Below are 20,329 nucleotides of genomic sequence, written 5' to 3'. Positions count from 1 at the left end.
AAAGAACCCATCCGAACCGATGTATAAGTAATTCCAAGGCAACAATTGTGGGTGAGGGGAAATCCCCTTCCTTCACCACAGCTTAAAGTATATCATAGAAGCATTCTAATCATATACAGTCAGCATATGTCACCTTATAAATGCAATTCACACAGGATTATGGACTTGACTAATTGGAGTAAGTTAAACCACATTTAAGTTATTCGTAATCATGGATTTTCCAAATTGGAGTAAGTTAAACTACATTTAAGTTATTCGTAATCATGGATTTTCCAAATTGGAGTAAGTTAAACTACATTTAAGTTATTCGTAATCATGGATTTTCCAAATTGGAGTAAGTTAAACCACATTTAAAGTATGTGGTTTTTCTAAAAATCCCAAATGACATAAATTAAAACCATATCTACTTGAATTTACATTTACCGAAACTAAAATATGCAGCTTGAAATCCGGATTGAGGGATTCCAAGCTGCATATTTGTTGCGGGCTTGTTGGTGATTGTTTTTGTAAATAATATGCTGAAGAAAACAGCAGAAATTACCTGCTGTTTTTTATTTGATCACCCAATAGAGAAATCGGAACGGCTTCTTCTGCTTCATATACTTCATCCAACAAATTCACACGATGGCCCCATGCAAAAACACCATTAATATAATTTATTTTAAATAGATGGCCCGGATCGTTCGCCAGTTCATATCTTTCATTTGGTTGAAAGTCCTCTGGGTTCAGCATATAGGCCATGGCAACCTGCATTTTGCGCTCGTTGATGGCAACCTCGCTTAAATTCCCAAGCTGCTCTGCTTTTTGCGCTTTTTCCTTTAACTTTCTCACTTCTTCTCGTAATTGCTCCACAGAGAAGTCACTATATCTAACGTTCATTTCATTCATGCTGTGCTCACCTCACCACATTATTTTACCAGTAATAGATGATACTGAAAACCTTATTCAACTTCCTCGTGATCTATTTCATCTAAAAATTGATTGATATCCTGTATATTAAAACCTTTTCGATATAAGCCTTCTTTTAGCTTTTGCTTCAATTCATATCCTGTATAACGTCGAATAAACTTTCGATGCAGCTTTTCACCTTGAAAAACCAAAGCTTCCTTTTCTGCATCATCCTGTTTCTCCGCTTGTATCTCTTGAAGAGCGACATCAATTACATCATGCGAATATCCTTTTTGTAACAGATGATGATGCAATTGCTGTACCTGCTTGGAATGTGCTTCCTTTTTTTTCGTACGCATTTTTTTCTCCACTAGCTGTGTCGCTTTGTTCACTTGCTCCTCAAACGAATAAGCTTCTAATGCCTGGTCCGCAATAACGGCTTTTACCCCTTTTTCGATTAATTCCATTTTGATAATACGAGGTCCTTTTGAAGCAGTTTGAAGTCTCGTTTGAACAAAGGCCCTGGCAAATGCAGCATCATCAATTAACCCCTCTTTAGCAAGTTTATCAATGATATCAGGAATATGGGCTTCATCCACCTGCTCCTTTTGCTTTAAATAAAAACGTATTTCCTTTTCCGTTCGCATCCGATAGCTTAAATAATGAATGGCAAGGGTATAGGATTTATAAAAATCATCTTTATCCTGCAAGGCTTTCAACTGTGACACGGATAGTTCCATCCCTTTTCGAAGATTGAATTCTACCAGTATGGCTTCATCCACACTGAAACCATATCTTTCACCCTTTTCATCCTGTAAATATATATTATACCTGCTTGCACTTCTTTTTTGGGTTGTAATCCTTGCAATGACTGTCATAGTTTTGATTCACCTCCTTTTTATCATATCATGAACAACTCCATATAGTCAGCTTTGTAAAATCCGACTACACACCATATACTAAGCATAGATACAGTCCGTAACGAACATTTAAAGGAGGAAGCCATTTGAAAAATTACTTGATTACTGGTGGAACAGGATTTGTTGGTACACGGCTTATTTCTGAGCTGGAAAAACAAGCACACCATATATATATTTTAACGAGAAATCCCGAAATGTATCGGAACACTGCCACTCAAACGTTTCTAAGCTATGACCACCATCCAGAAGATTTACCAACCATCCATGGCATCATTAATCTCGCCGGAGACTCTCTTTTCGGTTATTGGACAAAAACGAAAAAAGCAAGCATTCGCTCTAGTCGCATGGAAACAACAGAACGTTTATTACAAATGACCCGTCAATTATCCAAGCCGCCAGAAGTATGGATCAATGCTTCTGCTATTGGTTTTTACGGTACATCGGAGGATCTCATTTTCACGGAAGAAACGACAGCATCTGGAAATGATTTCCTCGCAGAAGTTGTCACGGAATGGGAAAAAACTGCCCAACAAGCAACAGAACTTGGCATCCGGGTTGTCTACGCAAGATTCGGTATTATACTTGGCCGCGAGGATGGCGCCCTGCCATTGATGAGTCTGCCTGTTAAAATGTTTGCCGGTACGAAAATGAGTGATGGAGAGCAATGGATGTCCTGGATTCATATAGAAGATGTCGTTCAACTCCTATTACTTTGTCTTCAATCTGAAAAAATAGCAGGTCCTGTTAATTTCACTGCACCTGAGCCAAAACGAAATAAAGAATTTACCAAAATGATGGCGACTGTCTTAAAAAGACCGTTTTGGACCATTCCTGCTCCCTACCCCATAATTCGCATGGCGATTGGCGAAATGAGCATGCTGTTGTTAAAAGGGCAATGTGTCCTTCCCAATAAAGCAGAGGAATTTCATTATCGCTTTAGGTATCCGAAGCTGAAGGATGCACTAACAAATTTACTGGAAAAAGAAGATTGAACATACTGTTGTTCACATTTTGATCACGATATATAGCTGGATTTTGCTGATCCATACACTCCTTATCCGCCTGACATATTTTGGAGCTTTTTTTGTCGAAAAAATGATAAAAAAAAGGATTCCTTTTTCAATGAAAAGGTTGTAAAATAAAAATACCAAAATCATAGTTATTGATAGGCATCTAGAGATCAATTACTGGATATATAGGGAAGGCAAATGGTGCGCCACCGGCATGAGCTGGTTCTAGTGGGTTCGATTCCCACCCCGAATTTTTGTTGAAACTTAACTAAAAATTCGCGGGGTCGGGTCGAGCGCACGGCATTATTTTGCCTTTCTGCACTACCCTCCTGCACAAAATAAGGAGGGTATTTTTATGTTGAAAAAACGTGATTTACACGAGGTGCCTGCATTATATCAGTTAATGTCCCATCCGGAAGTGTATCCGTACGTTAGACAGAAAGCAGAATCAAGTGATGCATTTTATTTTATTACCAAACAAACCATGGAAGCTGAAGAACGTGGCCAATTGATTTCCCGTACTATTGTAGATGAATACAATCAGCCAATTGGAACAATTACATTATTTGATATCGAACAAAACCATGGATTTTTGGCAACATGGATAGGGAAACCATATTTTGGCAAAGGATATAATCGGGAAGCAAAGGAACAATTTTTTGATGAATTATTCCTACATGCTTCAATTGATACCATCTTTATGAAGGTGCGAAAAACCAATACCCGCTCTCTGAAAGCCGTGCTAAAAATCCCTTATGTCACTTTGGCCAATAGCATCTACCCGCAGGTTTATGAGCAAATTAATCCAAATGAAGCGATATATGACCTTTTCGCCATATCCAAAGAACATTATTATTCTTATCAACAATTTTATGCATTGGAAGCAGAAGCTACCGATGATGAAGTAGGTTAAGCATAGGATTACCATGGATGGGCATGATAGATACAACAATATAAAGTTGTAGGAGGTGCATATCCTATGGTGGCAAAACGAAAAGATAGTCCGGAAAAATTTCTAAATAAGACCCAAGAAGTGCTTTATCAGAAAGAATTCAAACGGGCCAATCGAACGTACGAAGCAGCTTCAGAAAAAAGGAACAAAAGTTAAATGATGTTCCTGATATTTGTGAATCATATATGATGTAAAGAAGGGTGCTATCGACATTCCCATAAGGAGTGGAAATAGCTTCTTTTTTTATGAACAAGTCATCTGAAGTGTTTATACTGTATTTCGGTTCGTTGGACTTTGATTGAAGACTGCAATTCCACAGTTTAAACAGGAGATATCTCGAGAAATTTACACCTTGCTAAACACCCGAATATGCTTTCATTTAAGCTTGTTTGATTGGGATATGCTAGAATGTAGCTGGATAGTGTCCTTACATATATTTGCTTAATTGATAGGAGAGGAATTCATTCATGGCGTGGTTTTACGTGTTGTGTGCAGCAATTGTGGAAGTATTTTGGGTGATCGGTCTCCGTTATGCTTCAACTGCACTGGAATGGATTGGCACCGTGATCGCGATTATTTTCAGCTTCTATTTCATTATTAAATCATGTGAAAAATTACCATCCGGAACGGTGTATGCTGTGTTTACGGGCTCTGGTGCTGCGGCGATTGTACTGGTTGATATCATCTTTTTTGATGCAGCCTTTTCCCTTCCACAGGCATTATTAATCGGTTTGATTATTATCGGGGTAATCGGTATCAAATTAACGACAAGCCCTGAACCGGAAGGAAAGGGTGATTAATATGGCCTGGATTTATTTAATCATCGCAAGCTTTGGGGAGATATTTGGTGTGATGGGTATTAATTTATATCTGCAAAAAAAATCTCTTCCCCGACTGGGTATTCTTATTATTACCTTTGGCTTCGGTTTTGTTTTTTTATCGATGGCGATGCAAAGCATTCCGCTCGGAACAGCGTATGCCATATGGACTGGCCTCGGTGCTGCTGGTGCAGTTATCATGGGTATTCTATTTTTTAATGAATCAGCTAGCTGGAAGCGAATTGCGTTTCTCTGTTGCATTATTGCTGGTGCTGCTGGTTTAAAACTGCTTGAATAATAGACTCTAGAAATCCATTCGTCTGCTGCGGGCAATTTGGCATATGGTATGCAACACGGAGCTTCCAATTTCGGAAGCTCTGTTTATATTATCGGTTCCTGGAAAAACATGAATGAATATAGAAACCTCACATTCCGGACATTCCTGCAATAATCACAAAGGTCGTCCATAAAAAACCGGAAATTAATAAAATAACTGTCGTTACTTGGGCTATTGTTAGACCAAATGTTAATTTCCCTTTCATATGTTCTTTCTTCGTAATTGCTAATACCAAGAAAACGATACCCATCAACCAAAGAAAATACGTGAAGGAAACGCCAACCCAATACCAAGTCATATCACTTCCCCAATATGCCATACTTTGAAATGGGCCACTCATCAAAAATACACCTATTGCACATAATAGCGATAAAAATGTATAAAACTTTTTTGTTTTTATAAAGTCCACCTCATTTCCCTCCTTTACGAATACTTTATACAGGTCAATTTATGCTATAAAAATATGAATTTATTTTATCTTAGTTTATCAAACTTTTATATATTTTGTATCTATCCAATTGTTTATCACAGATTTGTTGATAACAAGAATTGTAAGAACGGGAAATGCGAAAACCCCACTGATTGAAGTTTCACTTTATCACAGATTAACTGGCTGTAAGACCCCCAACTTCAAGAATTTTTGTTGATAACAAGAATTGTGGGTGGGGGATCAACAGCCAGTAAAGGCCTGATTGGTTCAACTAACAATCAGTGGAAAGTGCGAAAACCCCACTGATTGAAGTTTCACTTTATCACTTAGTCTGCCCTTTTCTAATCCATGAGGTTGACTTATCATAGACTCCTACGACTAAAACACCTCCATCCTAATTACATGTTTCCATTGCGAACCGCTCTGCTTACAACACTTTTAAAATTTACGATCAACGATACGCTCCATGAATGTCATGAGCTTCCAATTCGTTTGTTTCGTTCAACCATCTATTCACACCACGTCGTCATGACAGTCTACAATTGTTTCTCCCAGTCTATTCCACATGCTTTTTCATACAATGAAACCGCCTCACTCATATGTCTTTTCATTGGTCCATATAAACAATTATATTGACTTTATGTTATTCTTGTTATACATTATATATAACATATATTCCAAGCATTTAAATTGGAGGTGGCAGCATTGCTCATCAATCTTGACTTTGAATCCAGTGAACCGATTTATACGCAGCTGGTTCAGGAAATCATTGCAGGAATTGCCAAAAAAGAAATACTGCCAGGTGAACGACTTCCTTCTGTTAGATCACTTGCAGCTGATATTGGTATCAATTTGCATACCGTTAATAAGGCATATCAACAGTTAAAGCAAGATGGATTTATTCTGATCCATCGACAGCGTGGCGTCGTTGTCAATCCAGACGGAATACCTGCTGCAGATGAAGTTTATATGAATCAATTAAAGAAGACTTTGCATCCGCTCGTAGCAGAATCTATTTGTCGAGCGGTTGACGCAGACACTTTCATGCAAGTATGTAAGGAGCTTTATCAATCATTCGAAAGGGGTGGCAAAGATGAATGATATGAATATATATTTATTTCTCATCCTTTTACCATTATTCTTTTTTTTCATATGGATTCCATATTTAACGAGAAAAACAGAAAGCTTTGGCGTTTCTATCCCGGAAGAAATATATGGTACAGCTAAACTCCGAAGCATGCGAAAGAAATACGCCTTTGCTACAAGTATTTTAAGTATTACAGTTTCCCTTATTTGGCTGTTCCTCTTTCGTGGGAGTCATTTAACCGAACATCAAATTGCTTTATATTTTAGTGTTATTATTATCGGATATATATTACTCAGCTTTATTATCTACCTATATTTTCATTCTCAAATGAAGCAATTAAAAGAACAGGAAAATTGGCATCAAAAAAAGAACCAGCAGATCATTGTTGACACGACATTTCGTGATCAGAAACTTACGCATTCCAATGCGTGGTTCATACCTGCTTTTTTGATTACGTTAGCAACCATATTGTTGACAATTGTTTATTACGATCGCATTCCTAATCAAATTCCAATCAACTATGATTTTTCGGGTCAGGTTACCAACTGGACAGAAAAAACAACCCGCTCCATTCTATTTATGCCAGCGATTCAAGTGTGTATGACATTACTGTTTATCTTTATCAACGCCATGATTGCAAGAGCAAAACAACAGGTAAGTGCTGCTGATCCTAAGAAATCCATGCTGCAGGGGATGCTGTTCAGAAGAAGATGGTCTGCTTTCATGATAATATCTGGAACGCTAATGGTTCTCCTATTTGCTTTTGCGCAGTTATCATTTATTTTCACCATTCCAGCAGCCGTGCTCATGGCAGTTACATTTGGCAGTACCGCGATTATCTTATTCGGTGCGATCGTATTATCCTTTACCACCGGGCAAGGCGGTAGCCGAATCAAAGTAAATGGTGAAGCAAATGATGGGATTGACCGGGATGATGATCGATATTGGAAGCTTGGACAATTTTATGTGAATAAAAATGATCCTTCTATTTTTCTTGAAAAGCGATTCGGGATTGGCTGGACAGTTAATTTTGGTAACCCGATTTCATGGCTTATTCTGATTGGGATCATTGCAATTCCAATACTTCTATCCATTTTACTAACTTAATTGAATATACATGAAGGAGGAAGAAGAAATGGCGATATTTAATGACATCAATTGGGCGGCAATCGCACCTCTTTTAGTTATTCAGGGATTACTCATTCTTATCGCATTAATCGATTGGCTAAAAGGAAAAAGCACGAATGGCCCCCGATCGATGTGGCTAATATTTATTATATTTCTTAGTATGATTGGACCAATATTATATTTCGTAATTGGAAGGAGGCAGGAATAGTTGACTATTTTGCAAGTTAATCAATTGACGAAAATTTACAATGGACACACTGCTGTTCACCCACTCGACTTCTCATTCGAAGCAAATAGATGCATTGCATTACTTGGACCAAATGGTGCTGGGAAAACAACCACCTTACGTATGTTGGCCGGTTTACTCGCACCAACTTCCGGTACCATACAATTTACTGGGTTAAATGGTGGCACGGATCGACGGCAATGGATTGGGTATTTGCCGCAATATCCGGTGTTTTATGATTGGATGACAGGTAAAGAGTTTTTAATGCATTGTGGTCAGCTTGCATTTTTATCCAAGGCAGAGGCAGATATACGTTCAGAAGATTTACTAAAACGGATGAGATTGGAGACCGCACGAAACAAACGGATTAGCGGTTATTCAGGTGGAATGAAGCAACGTTTGGGGATTGCGCAGGCGATTATCCATAAGCCAAAGCTGTTGTTACTGGATGAGCCCGTTTCATCCTTGGATCCAATTGGCCGTCGTGAAATTCTAACCCTATTGGAATCACTAAAAAAAGAAATGGCTATCTTGTTTTCGACACATATTTTAACAGATGCAGAAGAAGTTAGTGATGAATTACTATTACTCGATCGCGGGAGATTAATTGAAGCGGGCAGTATGAAGAAACTACGCGGGAAATATCAAACAACCAAAATAGAATTGGCGTTTCAAAACGACGTAGCACATTACCAAGAAAAACTCCAAAACCTGCCAGGCATACTTGAAGTCCAAATAAATCGTGACATGCTTCATGTTGATGCTACAGATATTTCAGTAGCACGAACCGTCATCTTACAAGCTGCTGCCAAGGAAAATTGGCCACTTACTAGCTTCGTCATTAATCGAACCTCACTGGAGGATATGTTTGTAAAGGTGGTGGATCAGCATGCAACAATGGATCATTCTATTTCGTAAAGAAATACAGGAAAACATCCGTAATTTCAAATGGATGTGGGTCCCACTCGTATTTATTTTACTAGCAGCTATGGAGCCGGTAACAACGTATTATATGCCAACCATTTTAAAAGCTGCTGGCGGACTGCCAGAAGGAGCTGTATTTGAAATGCCAATGCCAAACCCTGCTGAGGCGATTATGATGAGCTTGGCACAGCTTAGCTCACTTGGTGTATTAGTCATTGCTTTAATATCCATGGGAACGATTGCTGGGGAAAGAAAAAGCGGTGTATCGGAACTAATTCTTGTCAAACCAGTATCCTATTTTAATTATATTACAGCAAAATGGGCTTCCTATATACTACTGCTATTGACTTCGCTTCTACTCGCATTACTAGCTAGCTGGTATTATGTAACGCTCTTTTTTGGGAGTTTAACAATCACACATATTTTAGGCGCTTTCTTATTTTACGGATTATGGCTAAGCCTCATTGTGACCATATCCATATTTTACAATGCTTGGATATCATCCCAGGGTGCCATTGCAGCAGCAACAATTGGAACGGTCATTCTTATAAGCACGGTAACTTCAGTTTTTGGAACCAAGCTAAGCTGGAGTCCAGCAAATATTTCAGGGCATATACATGAAATGTTAATTACCAATGCAGTGCCATCAGCACTTTACGGGGCGGCCGGACTCACAATACTTTGTATCATATGTTTATTAATAGGAACCATATTCATTTTCCAAACGAAGTATGCTTCAAGAAAAAGCGAGTAATGTTTCTAATCAAAGAAGGCTGCCATTGATAGCAGCCTTCTTTTATTTCACCTTAAAGATGGATATTTTCCTTACCAACACAAACGTTACAGCATAAATCACAAGCGCAACACCAAATAACTGTGCAAAGAACACCATATCAAAGGTTGTAAATACATGTTTAGCAAAATCAAATACCCATCCTTTAGCAAGACCAATTAATAATAATATTCCTACGATTCCAAGCGCACTGCCCCCGCCTGCCAAACCGAATCGGTAAAATATTAGCCCTATTAAAAATAACAAAACCGCAAAGAAGAATGATATTGACGTATCGATAATGAGACGATTGTACCAAGTATCTGTTAACAGCTGTGCAGGATGTAGAAATATAAAATACTTCATCCCAAACAGGTCTACACCTTTTTCAACCGCCGCTTGGATGATGGTTGCAGCAACTGATTTCGCGAATGCAAGTCCAAAGAAAAATATACCTATACTAACAAATATGCTTTTACGCGTTGCACCTAGCTTTAATGAATATGGAATATAATCTCTTACTGTTAAAAAACCGATAATGGCACAATAGACGTAAATTGGTCCAGTTAATACAAAGGTAAATACACCTGAACCACTTGCAATGGCGCTTTCCAAAAAGTGACTAATTGCCAATGAAACAGCCAGCAGGCTAATCAGTATGGTCCAAAAAATCATCAGAGAATACCGAATGTCCATCACGAAAAAATACAATAATCCTTTAATCTGTCTCCCCATACTATGCACTCCTCTTTCCATCTGTTAAATGAATCATTAATTCCTGTACTGGAATTCCTTCTACATGTAAGCCATGCGCATTTGCTTCTTCTTCTGTAGCAAACAAATATGCTGTCATCATTCCAGCCATTTTCTTTTGATGAATAACCTCTTTATCTTGAATAAATGCCTCTACCGCTTCCACACTCCCTGAAACTGCACATGTATGGGTTCGTAATTCCTCTGCCTCTTCTTTCAAAACAAGCTTCCCATCTTGGATAATGAGGACCTCTTCAAAGAGCAAGCTAGCTTCATCGATCAAATGAGTTGAAAAGATGATGGTCCGCTTTCTTTTCTCATATTCCTCGAGCAGGACTTCATAAAATACCTTGCGAGCTGCCGCATCCATTCCAATATACGGTTCATCAAAAATCGTAATCGGTGCTTGGCTGGCTAATCCAACAATAATGCCAAGTGATGATTCCATTCCTTTGGACAACGTTTTAATAGAAGCTTTTGGATTCAACTTGAACGTTTGCAGCAATTTTTCGGCTAACGCAGCATCCCATGTTGGATAGAAGTACGAATACATTTGAATCACATGCTTCACTTTCAAATCTCGTTTGAAATTATTCCCTTCTTTTATTAAGCAAATCGATTCGGTTATATTTTGATTTTCAAATGGGTTTTCGCCATCAATGATAATTTCACCAGATGATGCCAGCATTTGCCCTGTCAATATTTCCATAAACGTCGTCTTCCCTGCCCCATTACGCCCAAGCAAGCCGTAAATCTTATTGCTTTCTAACGTAAAGGAAAGATGATCTAATGCATACTTGTCACGATATTTTTTAGTTAGATTTTTGACCTCAATTTTCATATATCCTCATCCTCCCGATTTACCATTTCCATTAAATCCTCTACACCAATATTTAACTTTTTAGCTTCCCGCTTTAATGGCTGAATATAATTTTCATAAAAAGACTGTTTTCTATTCTGAAGCAATTGCAATTTTGCTTGTTCCGTTACAAACATCCCTACACCCCTTCGTTTAAACAATATTCCTTCATCAACCAATTCATTGATCCCTTTGGCAGCAGTTGCTGGATTAATTTTATAAAAAGCTGCAAACTCATTGGTCGATGGCACCCGTTCATGAGCATCAACGCTACCATTAATGATGGAATCTTCAATTTGCTCTTTAATTTGTAAATAGATTGGCTTTGTTTCGTCTAGCTTGTTTTTCATCTCATCACCTTTATTGAATTTCTTAGTTATATGGTTAGTTACTTATGTAATTAACTATATAACAGAATAAGTTACATTGTCAACATAAAGTGAAACTTCAATAAGTGGGGTTTTTGCACTTCCCCACTTATTGTTAGTTGAACCAATCAGGCCTTTACTGGCTGTTGACCCCCACTTACAACTCTAGTTATTAACAAAAATTCTCGATGTGGGGCTTACAGCCAGTTAATCTGTGATAAAGTGAAACTTCAATCCGTGGGGTTTTTGCTCTTCCCCCACGGATTGTTAGTTGAACCAATCAGGCTTTTACTGGCTGTTGCCCCCCCACTTACAACTCTAGTTATTAACAAAAATTCTCGATGTGGGGCTTACAGCCAGTTAATCTGTGATAAAGTGAAACTTCAATCCGTGGGGTTTTTGCTCTTCCCCCACGGATTGTTAGTTGAACCAATCAGGCTTTTACTGGCTGTTGATCCCCTACTATTCTTGTGATCAACAAAAACGCTTGTAGCGGGGATCTTACAGCCAGTTAATCTGTGAAAAATTTTTGATTTTTATATTCTAAACAGAAAAAAACCGTATGGATGTAATCCAATACGGTAGTTCTTGCATTCTCGCTTAACCAGTCTTTTCATTCAGTGCATCCAGTGGTCCCTTTTCGGGAAAGATTAAAAAGTTCTGTCCATCTGTTTGAAAAATAATATGGCCGAATACAGCGGTAGAATAAATATGGGTATCGAGCTGAAGCAGTCGCTTAATGACGCGTTCGACCGGATGACCATAGTCGTTGTCCTTACTGTAGGTGAGGATTGCTACATTCGCGTCAACCTCTTCCAGAAATACTTTAGAGCTACTCGTTTTCGAGCCATGATGTGCCACCTTAATTAAATCAGCCTGCACATCATACTGTGACAAAAGTTCTTTTTCTTGTTTTTGTTCAATATCACTCATGAACAATAAATCATGTTTTCCAAAGCTTAGTTTAAGTACAATAGATGACTGATTGTTTGATTTATGTTTACTGGATGTATTAAGTACCTGCAAATCCATCAACGGATCGATATCAATGGATTGATTCTTTCGCGCAAGCATCATCGGTATCTGTTTCTTTCGGATTTGTTGTAAGTATCGCATATAAGTTTTCGTACCATGCACTTTTCCAGAATCCATTAATAACTTAACCGGAAAAGCCTGCATCACTGCAGGTAGCCCGCCAATATGATCGATATCTGGATGGGTAGCAATTAATAAATCAATCTTATCAATTTCTAATGCTTTTAAATAATTTACTACGGTTTTCCCTGCTTCCGGTGGTCCACCATCAATTAAAATATGTTTTCCAGTTGGCGTCTGAATCAATATGCTATCGCCTTGTCCCACATCCAAAAAATGAACTGCAAGCTTTTTAGCTGGGTAGGCATCCACCTGAACCGGAAGCACCAACAACATCAGAAAGACACAACAAGTAAACTGTTTCCATCGCTTCATAAACCAAGCCTCAATTCCAACAGTATTTCTATGAATAGTTTTTTCGAAAACCTGTAATTTATGAATGGAAAATGGAAGAAGGCGAATTATTATGTATCATCATGTCTACTTGTGAAGTTAAATAAAAACCCCCCACCGATACGGTAGAGGGTAAAAATGGTTACTACAACGATTAAGCTTGCATTTCTACGGATATTTCATCATCTATCAATTGGACCTTCACTGCTTTCACATCATCATGCTCCAATATTAAATCCGTTAAAGGATCCTCTATTTTATCTTGAATAACACGTCGCAATGGTCTTGCACCAAAGCGTGGGTCATAACCAAGTCGTACCAGTTCCCGTTTTGCATCATCCGTCAATTCAATGGTGATATCATGCTCTTCAATCGTATCCTTCAATTGATCAAGCATCAAATCTACAATCACAAGCAGATTCTCCTCTGATAATTCATTGAAGGTAATAATCGAATCAAACCGGTTTAAAAATTCTGGTTTAAAGTATGCCCCTAACGATTCCATAGTTGAAACAGAATCATGAGCAGCTGCATGGAAGCCGACATTAATGGTCTTATCACCAGTACCAGCATTACTGGTCATGATAATAACCGCTTCTTTAAAGTTTACCCTGCGACCATGAGAGTCTGTTAAATGTCCATCCTCCATAATCTGCAAGAACATATTTTGAACGTCTGGATGCGCTTTTTCAATTTCATCCAACAAGATGATGGAATATGGATTACGTCTGACACGTTCAGTCAATTGACCGGCTTCTTCATGTCCTACATAGCCTGGAGGCGAACCGATAATTTTGGATACGGCATGCTTCTCCATATATTCACTCATATCGAGACGAATTAACGCATCGCGTGAACCAAATAATTCATCTGCTAGTACTTTGGTTAATTCCGTCTTACCAACGCCAGTCGGTCCAACAAATAGGAAGGAGCCAATTGGACGTTCTTTCGATTTCAATCCTGCTCTGCTGCGACGAATTGCTTTCGCAACCTGATCAACTGCTTTTTGCTGACCAATCACACGTTTGCCCAGATTCGCTGCCAAATTCTTCATTTGCTTCTGCTCATCAGCCTGTAGTTTGGTAACCGGGATACCCGTTTTTTCTTCTACAATGAGTTGGATATCGGATACATCTACATCGATGACCTGCTCCTCGCCCTTCGCCTTTTCCAATTGTTTTTCCAATTGAATTTCTTGATAACGAAGGTTAGCCGCACGTTCATAATCTTCTTTTTCCGCCGCTTGTTCTTTCTCCTGCTTTACATTGGCAAGTTGATTTTCAATAGAAACAGAGTCTTTTTCTGCATTAGACAAATTCAATCGAGATCCTACTTCATCCATTAAATCGATTGCTTTATCTGGTAAAAATCGATCCTGAATATAGCGATCAGATAAAGTAACAAATGCACGAATCGCTTCATCTGAATAGCGGACTTCATGAAACTTCTCATAACGATCCTTGATACCATTCAAAATCTGGATGGCTTCTTCAGACGTTGGTTCATGCACAATGATTGGCTGCAATCGACGTTCCAGCGCTGCGTCCTTTTCAATTTGACGATACTCCTTCAAAGTAGTTGCGCCAATTAATTGCATTTCACCACGTGCTAATGCTGGTTTTAAGATATTCCCTGCATCCATTTGTGAGCTTTCCGCTGTCCCTGCTCCGACTAGTAAATGAATTTCATCCACGAATAAAATAACATCTTTTCGTTGTTGCAGTTCTTGAATTAACTGCTTCATTCGCTCTTCAAATTGACCGCGGATACCAGTATTCGCAACAAGCGATGCTACATCTAATAAATATACTTCCTTATTCATTAGCTTCGCTGGAACGGTTCCTTCTGCGATTTGAACTGCTAACCCTTCAGCAATTGCTGTTTTACCAACACCTGGTTCCCCGATTAAGACTGGGTTATTTTTATTACGACGGTTTAACGTTTCAATCACACGCTTAATTTCCTGATCACGACCAATCACAGGATCAATCAAGCCAGCTTGTGCAGCATGGGATAGATTTTTACCAAGCTGATCCAATAAACCATTCCCACCATTTTTTGCACGCTGTTTTGTTCTTGTACCTGCCTGCCCAGCTCCATTGGCCTGGAAAGCTCCATTGAATGCATCTTCAGCATTCCCACCAAACATGGGATGATTAAAAAAGTCATTCGAATTCATCATTTGATTTTGTACTTCTTGAAAGCATGCATTACATAGATGTAATTGCATCTTCTCTTGATTATATTGCATGGCAACATTAATATTTGCTTCATTGACATTACATTTTTGACATTTCATAAGAAACTGCCTCCTTCATTCATTTAAGTATTGACCATATAACATGGTATCTAACTGAAGATGACATTCAATGTTAACAAGGTGTTTGACTTTGACTATCTTTGACCTTGTAGCTTTATTATACTCTGACCTTTTTTGACTTTCAAGTGTTTTTGCTTATTTTTTTAAAAAATTTATCGTTCCTGTTCACCTACTATTGGTGCAAAAAAATACATGCATCCAGCGAAATTACTAGATGCATGCATTCATTATTTATTATTTATATTTTTCCTGTTGGCGTAGTTCAATTCGTCTAATCTTTCCAGATGTCGTTTTTGGTAATTCATCAAGAAATTCAATTTCTCTTGGATATTTATATGGCGCCGTTTGCTCCTTCACATGATTCTGAAGCTTGCTCACCAGTTCTGGATCATTGCGATCAACATTTTCCTTTAATACAACGAAGGCTTTGACAATACTTCCTCTTATTTCATCTGGACTAGCCACCACTGCACATTCCTGCACAAATGGATGCTTCACAAGCGCATCCTCTACCTCAAACGGACCAATGGTGTATCCTGAACTGATGATAATATCATCACTTCTCCCCTCAAACCAGAAATAGCCATCTTCATCCTTTGTAGCTTGGTCGCCTGTTACATAAAAGTCCCCACGCCTGGACATACTCGTCTTTTCACTATCCTTATAATACTCCCGGAATAGTGCTGGACTATTTAATTTAAGCGCAATATCACCTATTTCATTAACTGCAACGGGATTTCCTTGCGCATCAATAATTTCCACTTCATTACCTGGAGTAGGCTTTCCCATCGACCCCGGTTTTACCTTCATTCCTTTCATGACACCAAGAAGCAAAGTATTTTCAGTTTGTCCATACCCATCACGAACAGTTACATCAAAGTATTTTCGAAACGTATCAATCACTTCGACATTTAACGGCTCTCCAGCAGAAACAGCACTATGAAGCTTTGGTAATTTGAAATCATTCAAATGATCTACTTTAGCCATTAATCGGTATTCTGTCGGTGTACAACAAAGTACGTTAATTTCTTCCTGCTGCAATAATTTTAAATAGGTCACCGGATCAAATTTACCGTGATATACAAATCCAGTTGCGCCAGATCCAAGGACGGAAAGAAAGGGACTCCATATCCATTTCTGCCACCCCGGTCCCGCAGTCGCCCACACTTTATCGCCATCCTCAATACATAACCAATTTTCTGCAGCAGTCTTTAAATGGGCAAATCCCCAGCCGTGTGTATGAACAACACCTTTTGGATTACCTGTTGTTCCCGATGTATAAGGTAAAAAGGCAATATCATCCCGTGTCGTTTTTGCCGTTTCAAGCATTTCGGAAGCATTTCTCGCCAAATCATCCAAGTCATACCAATCATCTCTTTGCCCACCTATGACAAACTTATCTAATGTATCATATTGTTCCAATGCTTCATATTGTTCTACATATGGATAATAACTGACAACCCCCTTCACTTCCCCATGCGTAACACGAAATTGCAGATCATGCGTTGTTAACATTTCGGAACAAGGGATAATAATGATTCCCGTTTTAAGCGCAGCTAAATAGACGGTATAAGCTTCAATTAATCGTGGTATCATCACCAATAATTTATCTCCCTGTTTCAACCCTTTATTCTGAAATACATTTCCAACACGATTCACGTTTTTCATGAGTTCATGATACGTTATTTCACTTTTGTCACCGGCCTCATTTTGCCAAATGAGAGCTTTCCTAGATAAATCCTTTGCATATCGTTCCACTTCCATTGAAATATTATATGTTTCCGGAGCTATCAAATCCTGTCTATTCAATATTATCAACTCCCATTATTAATATTCCTCTAGTATAACAAAAAGAGATGATATTTTAAAAGAATATTCTAAACCTTCCCTCTAAAAAAAGGTATTCCACTTCTCCATGGAATACCTAACAGATATTTTTTATGCTATTTATTTCACATACCAAATATACCTCTTGGTAGACGATCTTTTAATACGAGATCATCCAAACTGCCAAATTGGTAGCCCTCTTTCTTTAACTGTGTAATAATATGCTCCAATGCTTGGGCATTATCTGATGATACCGTATGCAATAATACAATTGCACCTGGATGAACCTGCTTCATCACTTGATCATAGGCATACTTCCAGCCCTGCTGTTGGTCTGTATTCCAATCCTTGAAGGCAAGGGACCAAAATACATGAATATATCCAAGCTCATTCGACCACTGAAGCGTACGCTCATTGAATACACCTCGTGGCGGCCGTAAATACTTCAGCTCTTTTTGCTCAGAAATAGCGGCTACTGCTGCCTCCAGTGTTTCCAGCTCCTCTTGCATACTTTGCTTTGACAAAATGCTAAAATCAGGATGATGATAGGAATGATTGCCAATGATATGCCCATCCTTCACCATTCGTTTCACCAATGCTGGCTCATCCTTCACATAATGCCCCGTAACAAAGAAAGTAGCTGGCACATGATGCTTCTTTAGCACATCTAATATTCCTTCTGTATACCCTTGTTCATAGCCATTATCAAAGGTGAGATAAATGGTCTTGTCCCCAGAAGGATCCACATAGTACGCACCGTACTTTTCTAATATAGATTGATACTTACCAATTTCAGGCACTTTATTATCATTGTTCTGCTTATATCCCCAGCCAAATCCCGGTGCAGCTAAAACCGATTGTGTACATATAAACGTCATTAAAATCAAACCACTAATTATTCGCATGGTAAATTTCCGCATTATTTCACTCCGCCTTTTTAGCTTACTTTTTCCAATTAGCTGTCACCTTATACAGAATGAAGCGACTATGGACGGAGGTTAATATTAAGCATCCTATACTGCAAGACAGTTTATAACGATTAGATTTTCCACATTTTCTATTTTTCCATGAATTTTATAAGCCTATTTTAGGTAAAAAGAATGACATAAAAACCAATTATTAGTAGAAATTACTCAGTTCTTAAGATACACTAAGAAGTATAATAAAATTTCTTTCCAAAGCTGTTTTATAATGAATGTACAGGTTACTAAATACCTAATACATGGATAAGTCAAACAAATTATGTTAACAGCTAAATTAACTATTTGGTGAATAGTTCGAACCAGTAGATTGATCGATGTAATTTACTAATTTCTTTTGAATCTGTGATTTTGCACTTTATTTATATAATAATGTTTAAGCAATAGAACATAAGGTGAAGCATATAGGTGCTAAACTTTTAATTAAAGTTGAAAAACCGCTCATATTTTAATGCGCGAACCTGAAGTGAACATGTTTTTCCAGGGAGATTCGCTTAAAATATACGATAATCAACGTATAAAATAAGGCTTTTTTTATTCAATCAAGAGAAATGAATAAGTGAACTACTATATATAGATAAGAAATATAAAATATGTCAATATGTCGCAGTCGCTCCTTTTATTAGGAGCGTGGATTGAAATTATTTGTTGGATGAGCATTGCATAATATCCTGTGTCGCTCCTTTTACTAGGAGCGTGGATTGAAATCGTTAATAAATTTGAAGAACATTTGGGACAAGGTTGTCGCGCCCTTTATTGGGGGTGTGAATCCAAACAAACATAACAATCCATCAAATCAAAAAAATCGGTGGTATTGCGCAATTGTTAAAGTACAATTGCGGCAATCCAACCGAAAATAAACAATGGAATATTATAATGTAAAAATGTTGGTACACAGGTGTCCCATATGTGATTGTGTTTTCCATCCGCATTCAAACCTGCTGTTGGACCGAGTGTCGAATCACTTGCTGGTGATCCTGCATCCCCAAGTGCACCAGCCGTTCCAATTAATGCAGCAATGGCCATCGGAGAAAAACCAGCTGCGATACAAATGGGTACATATAAAGCTGCAAGGATTGGAATGGTTCCAAAGGATGTACCTATACCAATCGTTACAACTAATCCAACAAGCAATAAAATAAATGCAATCATTGGTTTACTTCCCCCTAAAAATTCTGAAGAAGCTTCAATTAGCGCATCAACGGCACCTGTTTTCTTTAAAACATCTCCATAACCTGAGGCAATCAGCATGACAAAAGCGATAGTCCCCATCATCGCAACACCGTCTGACATTATCTTATCACCACTTTTAAATGGCACGGTTCGAAACAAAAACATCAAGATAATTCCCGTTAACGCACCAGCAATTAGATTTTCTGTGATAATCTGTACGACAAGTGCGGCAACGATTGCAGCTAACGTCAGACCATGTTTCAAGTTAAAACGAACATTTTTCGGGGATGCTGTAGATATTACTCCTGCTGATCCACCTGCCCCAGCAACTGCATCTCTGTCTTTACGATACGTAATAAAGATGGCAACGAATAAACCAACAATCATACCTGCACCTGGGAAAAGCATGGATAAGGCAATATCCCCCATGGAAATAGCCGCGCCGTTTTTCTCCATTGCTTCAAATATAATGCCATGAAATAGTAGTCCAAATCCTGCCGGTATCATGATATAAGGTGCCTTTAATCCAAATGTTAAAGCAGATGCAACTGCTCGTCGATCCACACGCATGTCATCAAATACCTTCAATAAGGGTGGAATTAATATTGGTATAAATGCAATATGAACTGGTATTAGATTTTGTGATAAGGTAGCAATTCCAGCAATAGCTAACAGCATCATCGTTTTCTTACCAGTCAAGACTCGAATCAAATACGACACAAGAATAGAGGTAATTTCGGTATAGCTAATGGCAACCGCGAAAGCTCCTAGTAAAATATAACTTAATGCTGTGGATGATTGACCACCCATTCCTTCAACAACCATTTTGATGGAATCCACAAGAGATTCCCCTGACATAAGTCCTGCTGATAACGCTGCTATTAAAATAGCAATTATTACGTTTACTCGTAACAAGCTTAGAATTGTCATAATTAACACTGACCCAATTACAACCCATTCCATATTTTTTCTCCCCAATTTATTATTATTTATACTTCACTATACTAAAGCATTAAAACAATAAAGTCAATGCATTTAAAAAAGCAAATCGCCTTTTGCTCGATTTGCT

Annotated in this window: 21 protein-coding genes; 10 read left to right on the top strand and 11 right to left on the bottom strand. The window is 38.2% G+C overall.

What is annotated here, in order from left to right:
- Positions 1-537: 537 nt before the first annotated feature.
- Both DX933_RS18150 and recX read right to left on the bottom strand, forming a co-directional pair.
- Positions 538-879, bottom strand: a complete 342-nt coding sequence (locus DX933_RS18150) for a YfhH family protein (RefSeq protein ID WP_123317873.1) — start codon at positions 877-879, stop codon at positions 538-540.
- 62 nt (positions 880-941) lie between these two features.
- The gene (recX, locus tag DX933_RS18145) at positions 942-1,766 is read right to left on the bottom strand and encodes a recombination regulator RecX (RefSeq protein ID WP_123317846.1); all 825 of its coding nucleotides are present in this window, start codon (positions 1,764-1,766) and stop codon (positions 942-944) included.
- Positions 1,767-1,894: 128 nt separating this feature from the next.
- Here recX and DX933_RS18140 point away from each other — a divergent pair, with 128 nt between their 5' ends.
- The 5 genes from DX933_RS18140 (at position 1,895) to DX933_RS18120 (ending at position 4,886) form a co-directional block, all read left to right on the top strand.
- A complete protein-coding gene (locus tag DX933_RS18140) occupies positions 1,895-2,800 on the top strand; it encodes a TIGR01777 family oxidoreductase (RefSeq protein ID WP_123317845.1) in 906 nt (301 codons plus the stop codon).
- Between the two features lie 373 nt (positions 2,801-3,173).
- Entirely contained in the window at positions 3,174-3,731 is a 558-nt protein-coding gene (locus tag DX933_RS18135; protein WP_123317844.1) for a GNAT family N-acetyltransferase, read from the top strand.
- Positions 3,732-3,797: 66 nt separating this feature from the next.
- Entirely contained in the window at positions 3,798-3,926 is a 129-nt protein-coding gene (locus DX933_RS18130; RefSeq protein ID WP_123317843.1) for a YfhE family protein, read from the top strand.
- A gap of 311 nt (positions 3,927-4,237) precedes the next feature.
- On the top strand, positions 4,238-4,570 hold the full coding sequence (locus DX933_RS18125) for a DMT family transporter (RefSeq protein ID WP_123317842.1): 333 nt from the start codon (positions 4,238-4,240) through the stop codon (positions 4,568-4,570).
- Between the two features lies 1 nt (position 4,571).
- The gene (locus DX933_RS18120; protein WP_123317841.1) at positions 4,572-4,886 is read left to right on the top strand and encodes a DMT family transporter; all 315 of its coding nucleotides are present in this window, start codon (positions 4,572-4,574) and stop codon (positions 4,884-4,886) included.
- Positions 4,887-5,013: 127 nt separating this feature from the next.
- Here DX933_RS18120 and DX933_RS18115 read toward each other — a convergent pair whose 3' ends face one another.
- Entirely contained in the window at positions 5,014-5,334 is a 321-nt protein-coding gene (locus DX933_RS18115) for a hypothetical protein (protein ID WP_123317840.1), read from the bottom strand.
- A 726-nt stretch (positions 5,335-6,060) separates the two neighbouring features.
- On the opposite strand from DX933_RS18115, the gene DX933_RS18110 reads away from it, so the two are divergent.
- The 5 genes from DX933_RS18110 to DX933_RS18090 are packed head-to-tail and all read left to right on the top strand — an operon-like array spanning position 6,061 to position 9,474.
- A complete protein-coding gene (locus tag DX933_RS18110) occupies positions 6,061-6,456 on the top strand; it encodes a GntR family transcriptional regulator (protein ID WP_123317839.1) in 396 nt (131 codons plus the stop codon).
- The gene (locus DX933_RS18105; RefSeq protein WP_123317838.1) at positions 6,449-7,549 is read left to right on the top strand and encodes a DUF1648 domain-containing protein; all 1,101 of its coding nucleotides are present in this window, start codon (positions 6,449-6,451) and stop codon (positions 7,547-7,549) included. Before DX933_RS18110 ends, DX933_RS18105 begins: the two co-directional genes overlap by 8 nt.
- Before the next feature lie 28 nt (positions 7,550-7,577).
- Complete coding sequence (locus tag DX933_RS18100) at positions 7,578-7,778, top strand: PLD nuclease N-terminal domain-containing protein (RefSeq protein WP_123317837.1); 201 nt, start codon at positions 7,578-7,580, stop codon at positions 7,776-7,778.
- A complete protein-coding gene (locus tag DX933_RS18095) occupies positions 7,779-8,714 on the top strand; it encodes an ABC transporter ATP-binding protein (protein WP_123317836.1) in 936 nt (311 codons plus the stop codon). It abuts the gene before it with no gap.
- Entirely contained in the window at positions 8,686-9,474 is a 789-nt protein-coding gene (locus DX933_RS18090; protein ID WP_123317835.1) for an ABC transporter permease, read from the top strand. Before DX933_RS18095 ends, DX933_RS18090 begins: the two co-directional genes overlap by 29 nt.
- A 42-nt stretch (positions 9,475-9,516) precedes the next feature.
- Here the strand turns inward: DX933_RS18090 and DX933_RS18085 are convergent, their stop codons facing one another.
- The 8 genes from DX933_RS18085 to DX933_RS18050 all read right to left on the bottom strand — a co-directional run bounded on the left by DX933_RS18085 (position 9,517) and on the right by DX933_RS18050 (position 20,223).
- Positions 9,517-10,227: a hypothetical protein gene (locus DX933_RS18085; RefSeq protein WP_123317834.1), complete on the bottom strand. Its 711-nt coding sequence runs from the start codon at positions 10,225-10,227 to the stop codon at positions 9,517-9,519.
- A gap of 1 nt (position 10,228) precedes the next feature.
- Entirely contained in the window at positions 10,229-11,086 is an 858-nt protein-coding gene (locus DX933_RS18080; protein ID WP_123317833.1) for an ABC transporter ATP-binding protein, read from the bottom strand.
- Positions 11,083-11,454: a GntR family transcriptional regulator gene (locus DX933_RS18075; RefSeq protein WP_123317832.1), complete on the bottom strand. Its 372-nt coding sequence runs from the start codon at positions 11,452-11,454 to the stop codon at positions 11,083-11,085. The genes DX933_RS18080 and DX933_RS18075 overlap by 4 nt, the downstream gene beginning before the upstream one ends.
- 618 nt (positions 11,455-12,072) lie before the next feature.
- Positions 12,073-12,942, bottom strand: a complete 870-nt coding sequence (locus DX933_RS18070) for a ComEC/Rec2 family competence protein (protein WP_123317831.1) — start codon at positions 12,940-12,942, stop codon at positions 12,073-12,075.
- A 172-nt stretch (positions 12,943-13,114) separates the two neighbouring features.
- Entirely contained in the window at positions 13,115-15,259 is a 2,145-nt protein-coding gene (locus DX933_RS18065; protein WP_123317830.1) for an ATP-dependent Clp protease ATP-binding subunit, read from the bottom strand.
- A 255-nt stretch (positions 15,260-15,514) separates the two neighbouring features.
- A complete protein-coding gene (gene mbcS / locus DX933_RS18060) occupies positions 15,515-17,089 on the bottom strand; it encodes an acyl-CoA synthetase MbcS (RefSeq protein WP_123317829.1) in 1,575 nt (524 codons plus the stop codon).
- A gap of 143 nt (positions 17,090-17,232) precedes the next feature.
- On the bottom strand, positions 17,233-18,027 hold the full coding sequence (gene pdaA / locus DX933_RS18055) for a delta-lactam-biosynthetic de-N-acetylase (RefSeq protein ID WP_123317828.1): 795 nt from the start codon (positions 18,025-18,027) through the stop codon (positions 17,233-17,235).
- An 885-nt stretch (positions 18,028-18,912) separates the two neighbouring features.
- Positions 18,913-20,223, bottom strand: a complete 1,311-nt coding sequence (locus DX933_RS18050; protein ID WP_123317827.1) for a Na+/H+ antiporter family protein — start codon at positions 20,221-20,223, stop codon at positions 18,913-18,915.
- Between the last annotated feature and the right edge of the window lie 106 nt (positions 20,224-20,329).

Origin of the sequence: Ornithinibacillus gellani (assembly GCF_003730295.1) — a bacterium.
Lineage (GTDB): Bacteria > Bacillota > Bacilli > Bacillales > Amphibacillaceae > Ornithinibacillus_A > Ornithinibacillus_A gellani.
Note: the sequence above shows the minus strand (reverse complement) of the source record. Positions and strands in the feature narration are given on the sequence as shown.

What these genes read in the sequence shown, in the direction of transcription:
- DX933_RS18050 (WP_123317827.1), bottom strand. Translation starts at nt 20,223, where the DNA reads ATGGAATGGGTTGTAATTGGGTCAGTGTTAATTATGACAATTCTAAGC.
- DX933_RS18105 (WP_123317838.1), top strand. Translation starts at nt 6,449, where the DNA reads ATGAATGATATGAATATATATTTATTTCTCATCCTTTTACCATTATTC.
- pdaA (WP_123317828.1), bottom strand. Translation starts at nt 18,027, where the DNA reads ATGCGGAAATTTACCATGCGAATAATTAGTGGTTTGATTTTAATGACG.
- DX933_RS18085 (WP_123317834.1), bottom strand. Translation starts at nt 10,227, where the DNA reads ATGGGGAGACAGATTAAAGGATTATTGTATTTTTTCGTGATGGACATT.
- recX (WP_123317846.1), bottom strand. Translation starts at nt 1,766, where the DNA reads ATGACAGTCATTGCAAGGATTACAACCCAAAAAAGAAGTGCAAGCAGG.
- DX933_RS18080 (WP_123317833.1), bottom strand. Translation starts at nt 11,086, where the DNA reads ATGAAAATTGAGGTCAAAAATCTAACTAAAAAATATCGTGACAAGTAT.
- DX933_RS18065 (WP_123317830.1), bottom strand. Translation starts at nt 15,259, where the DNA reads ATGAAATGTCAAAAATGTAATGTCAATGAAGCAAATATTAATGTTGCC.
- DX933_RS18090 (WP_123317835.1), top strand. Translation starts at nt 8,686, where the DNA reads ATGCAACAATGGATCATTCTATTTCGTAAAGAAATACAGGAAAACATC.
- DX933_RS18120 (WP_123317841.1), top strand. Translation starts at nt 4,572, where the DNA reads ATGGCCTGGATTTATTTAATCATCGCAAGCTTTGGGGAGATATTTGGT.
- DX933_RS18125 (WP_123317842.1), top strand. Translation starts at nt 4,238, where the DNA reads ATGGCGTGGTTTTACGTGTTGTGTGCAGCAATTGTGGAAGTATTTTGG.
- DX933_RS18150 (WP_123317873.1), bottom strand. Translation starts at nt 879, where the DNA reads ATGAACGTTAGATATAGTGACTTCTCTGTGGAGCAATTACGAGAAGAA.
- DX933_RS18100 (WP_123317837.1), top strand. Translation starts at nt 7,578, where the DNA reads ATGGCGATATTTAATGACATCAATTGGGCGGCAATCGCACCTCTTTTA.
- DX933_RS18075 (WP_123317832.1), bottom strand. Translation starts at nt 11,454, where the DNA reads ATGAAAAACAAGCTAGACGAAACAAAGCCAATCTATTTACAAATTAAA.
- DX933_RS18135 (WP_123317844.1), top strand. Translation starts at nt 3,174, where the DNA reads ATGTTGAAAAAACGTGATTTACACGAGGTGCCTGCATTATATCAGTTA.
- DX933_RS18130 (WP_123317843.1), top strand. Translation starts at nt 3,798, where the DNA reads ATGGTGGCAAAACGAAAAGATAGTCCGGAAAAATTTCTAAATAAGACC.
- DX933_RS18070 (WP_123317831.1), bottom strand. Translation starts at nt 12,942, where the DNA reads ATGAAGCGATGGAAACAGTTTACTTGTTGTGTCTTTCTGATGTTGTTG.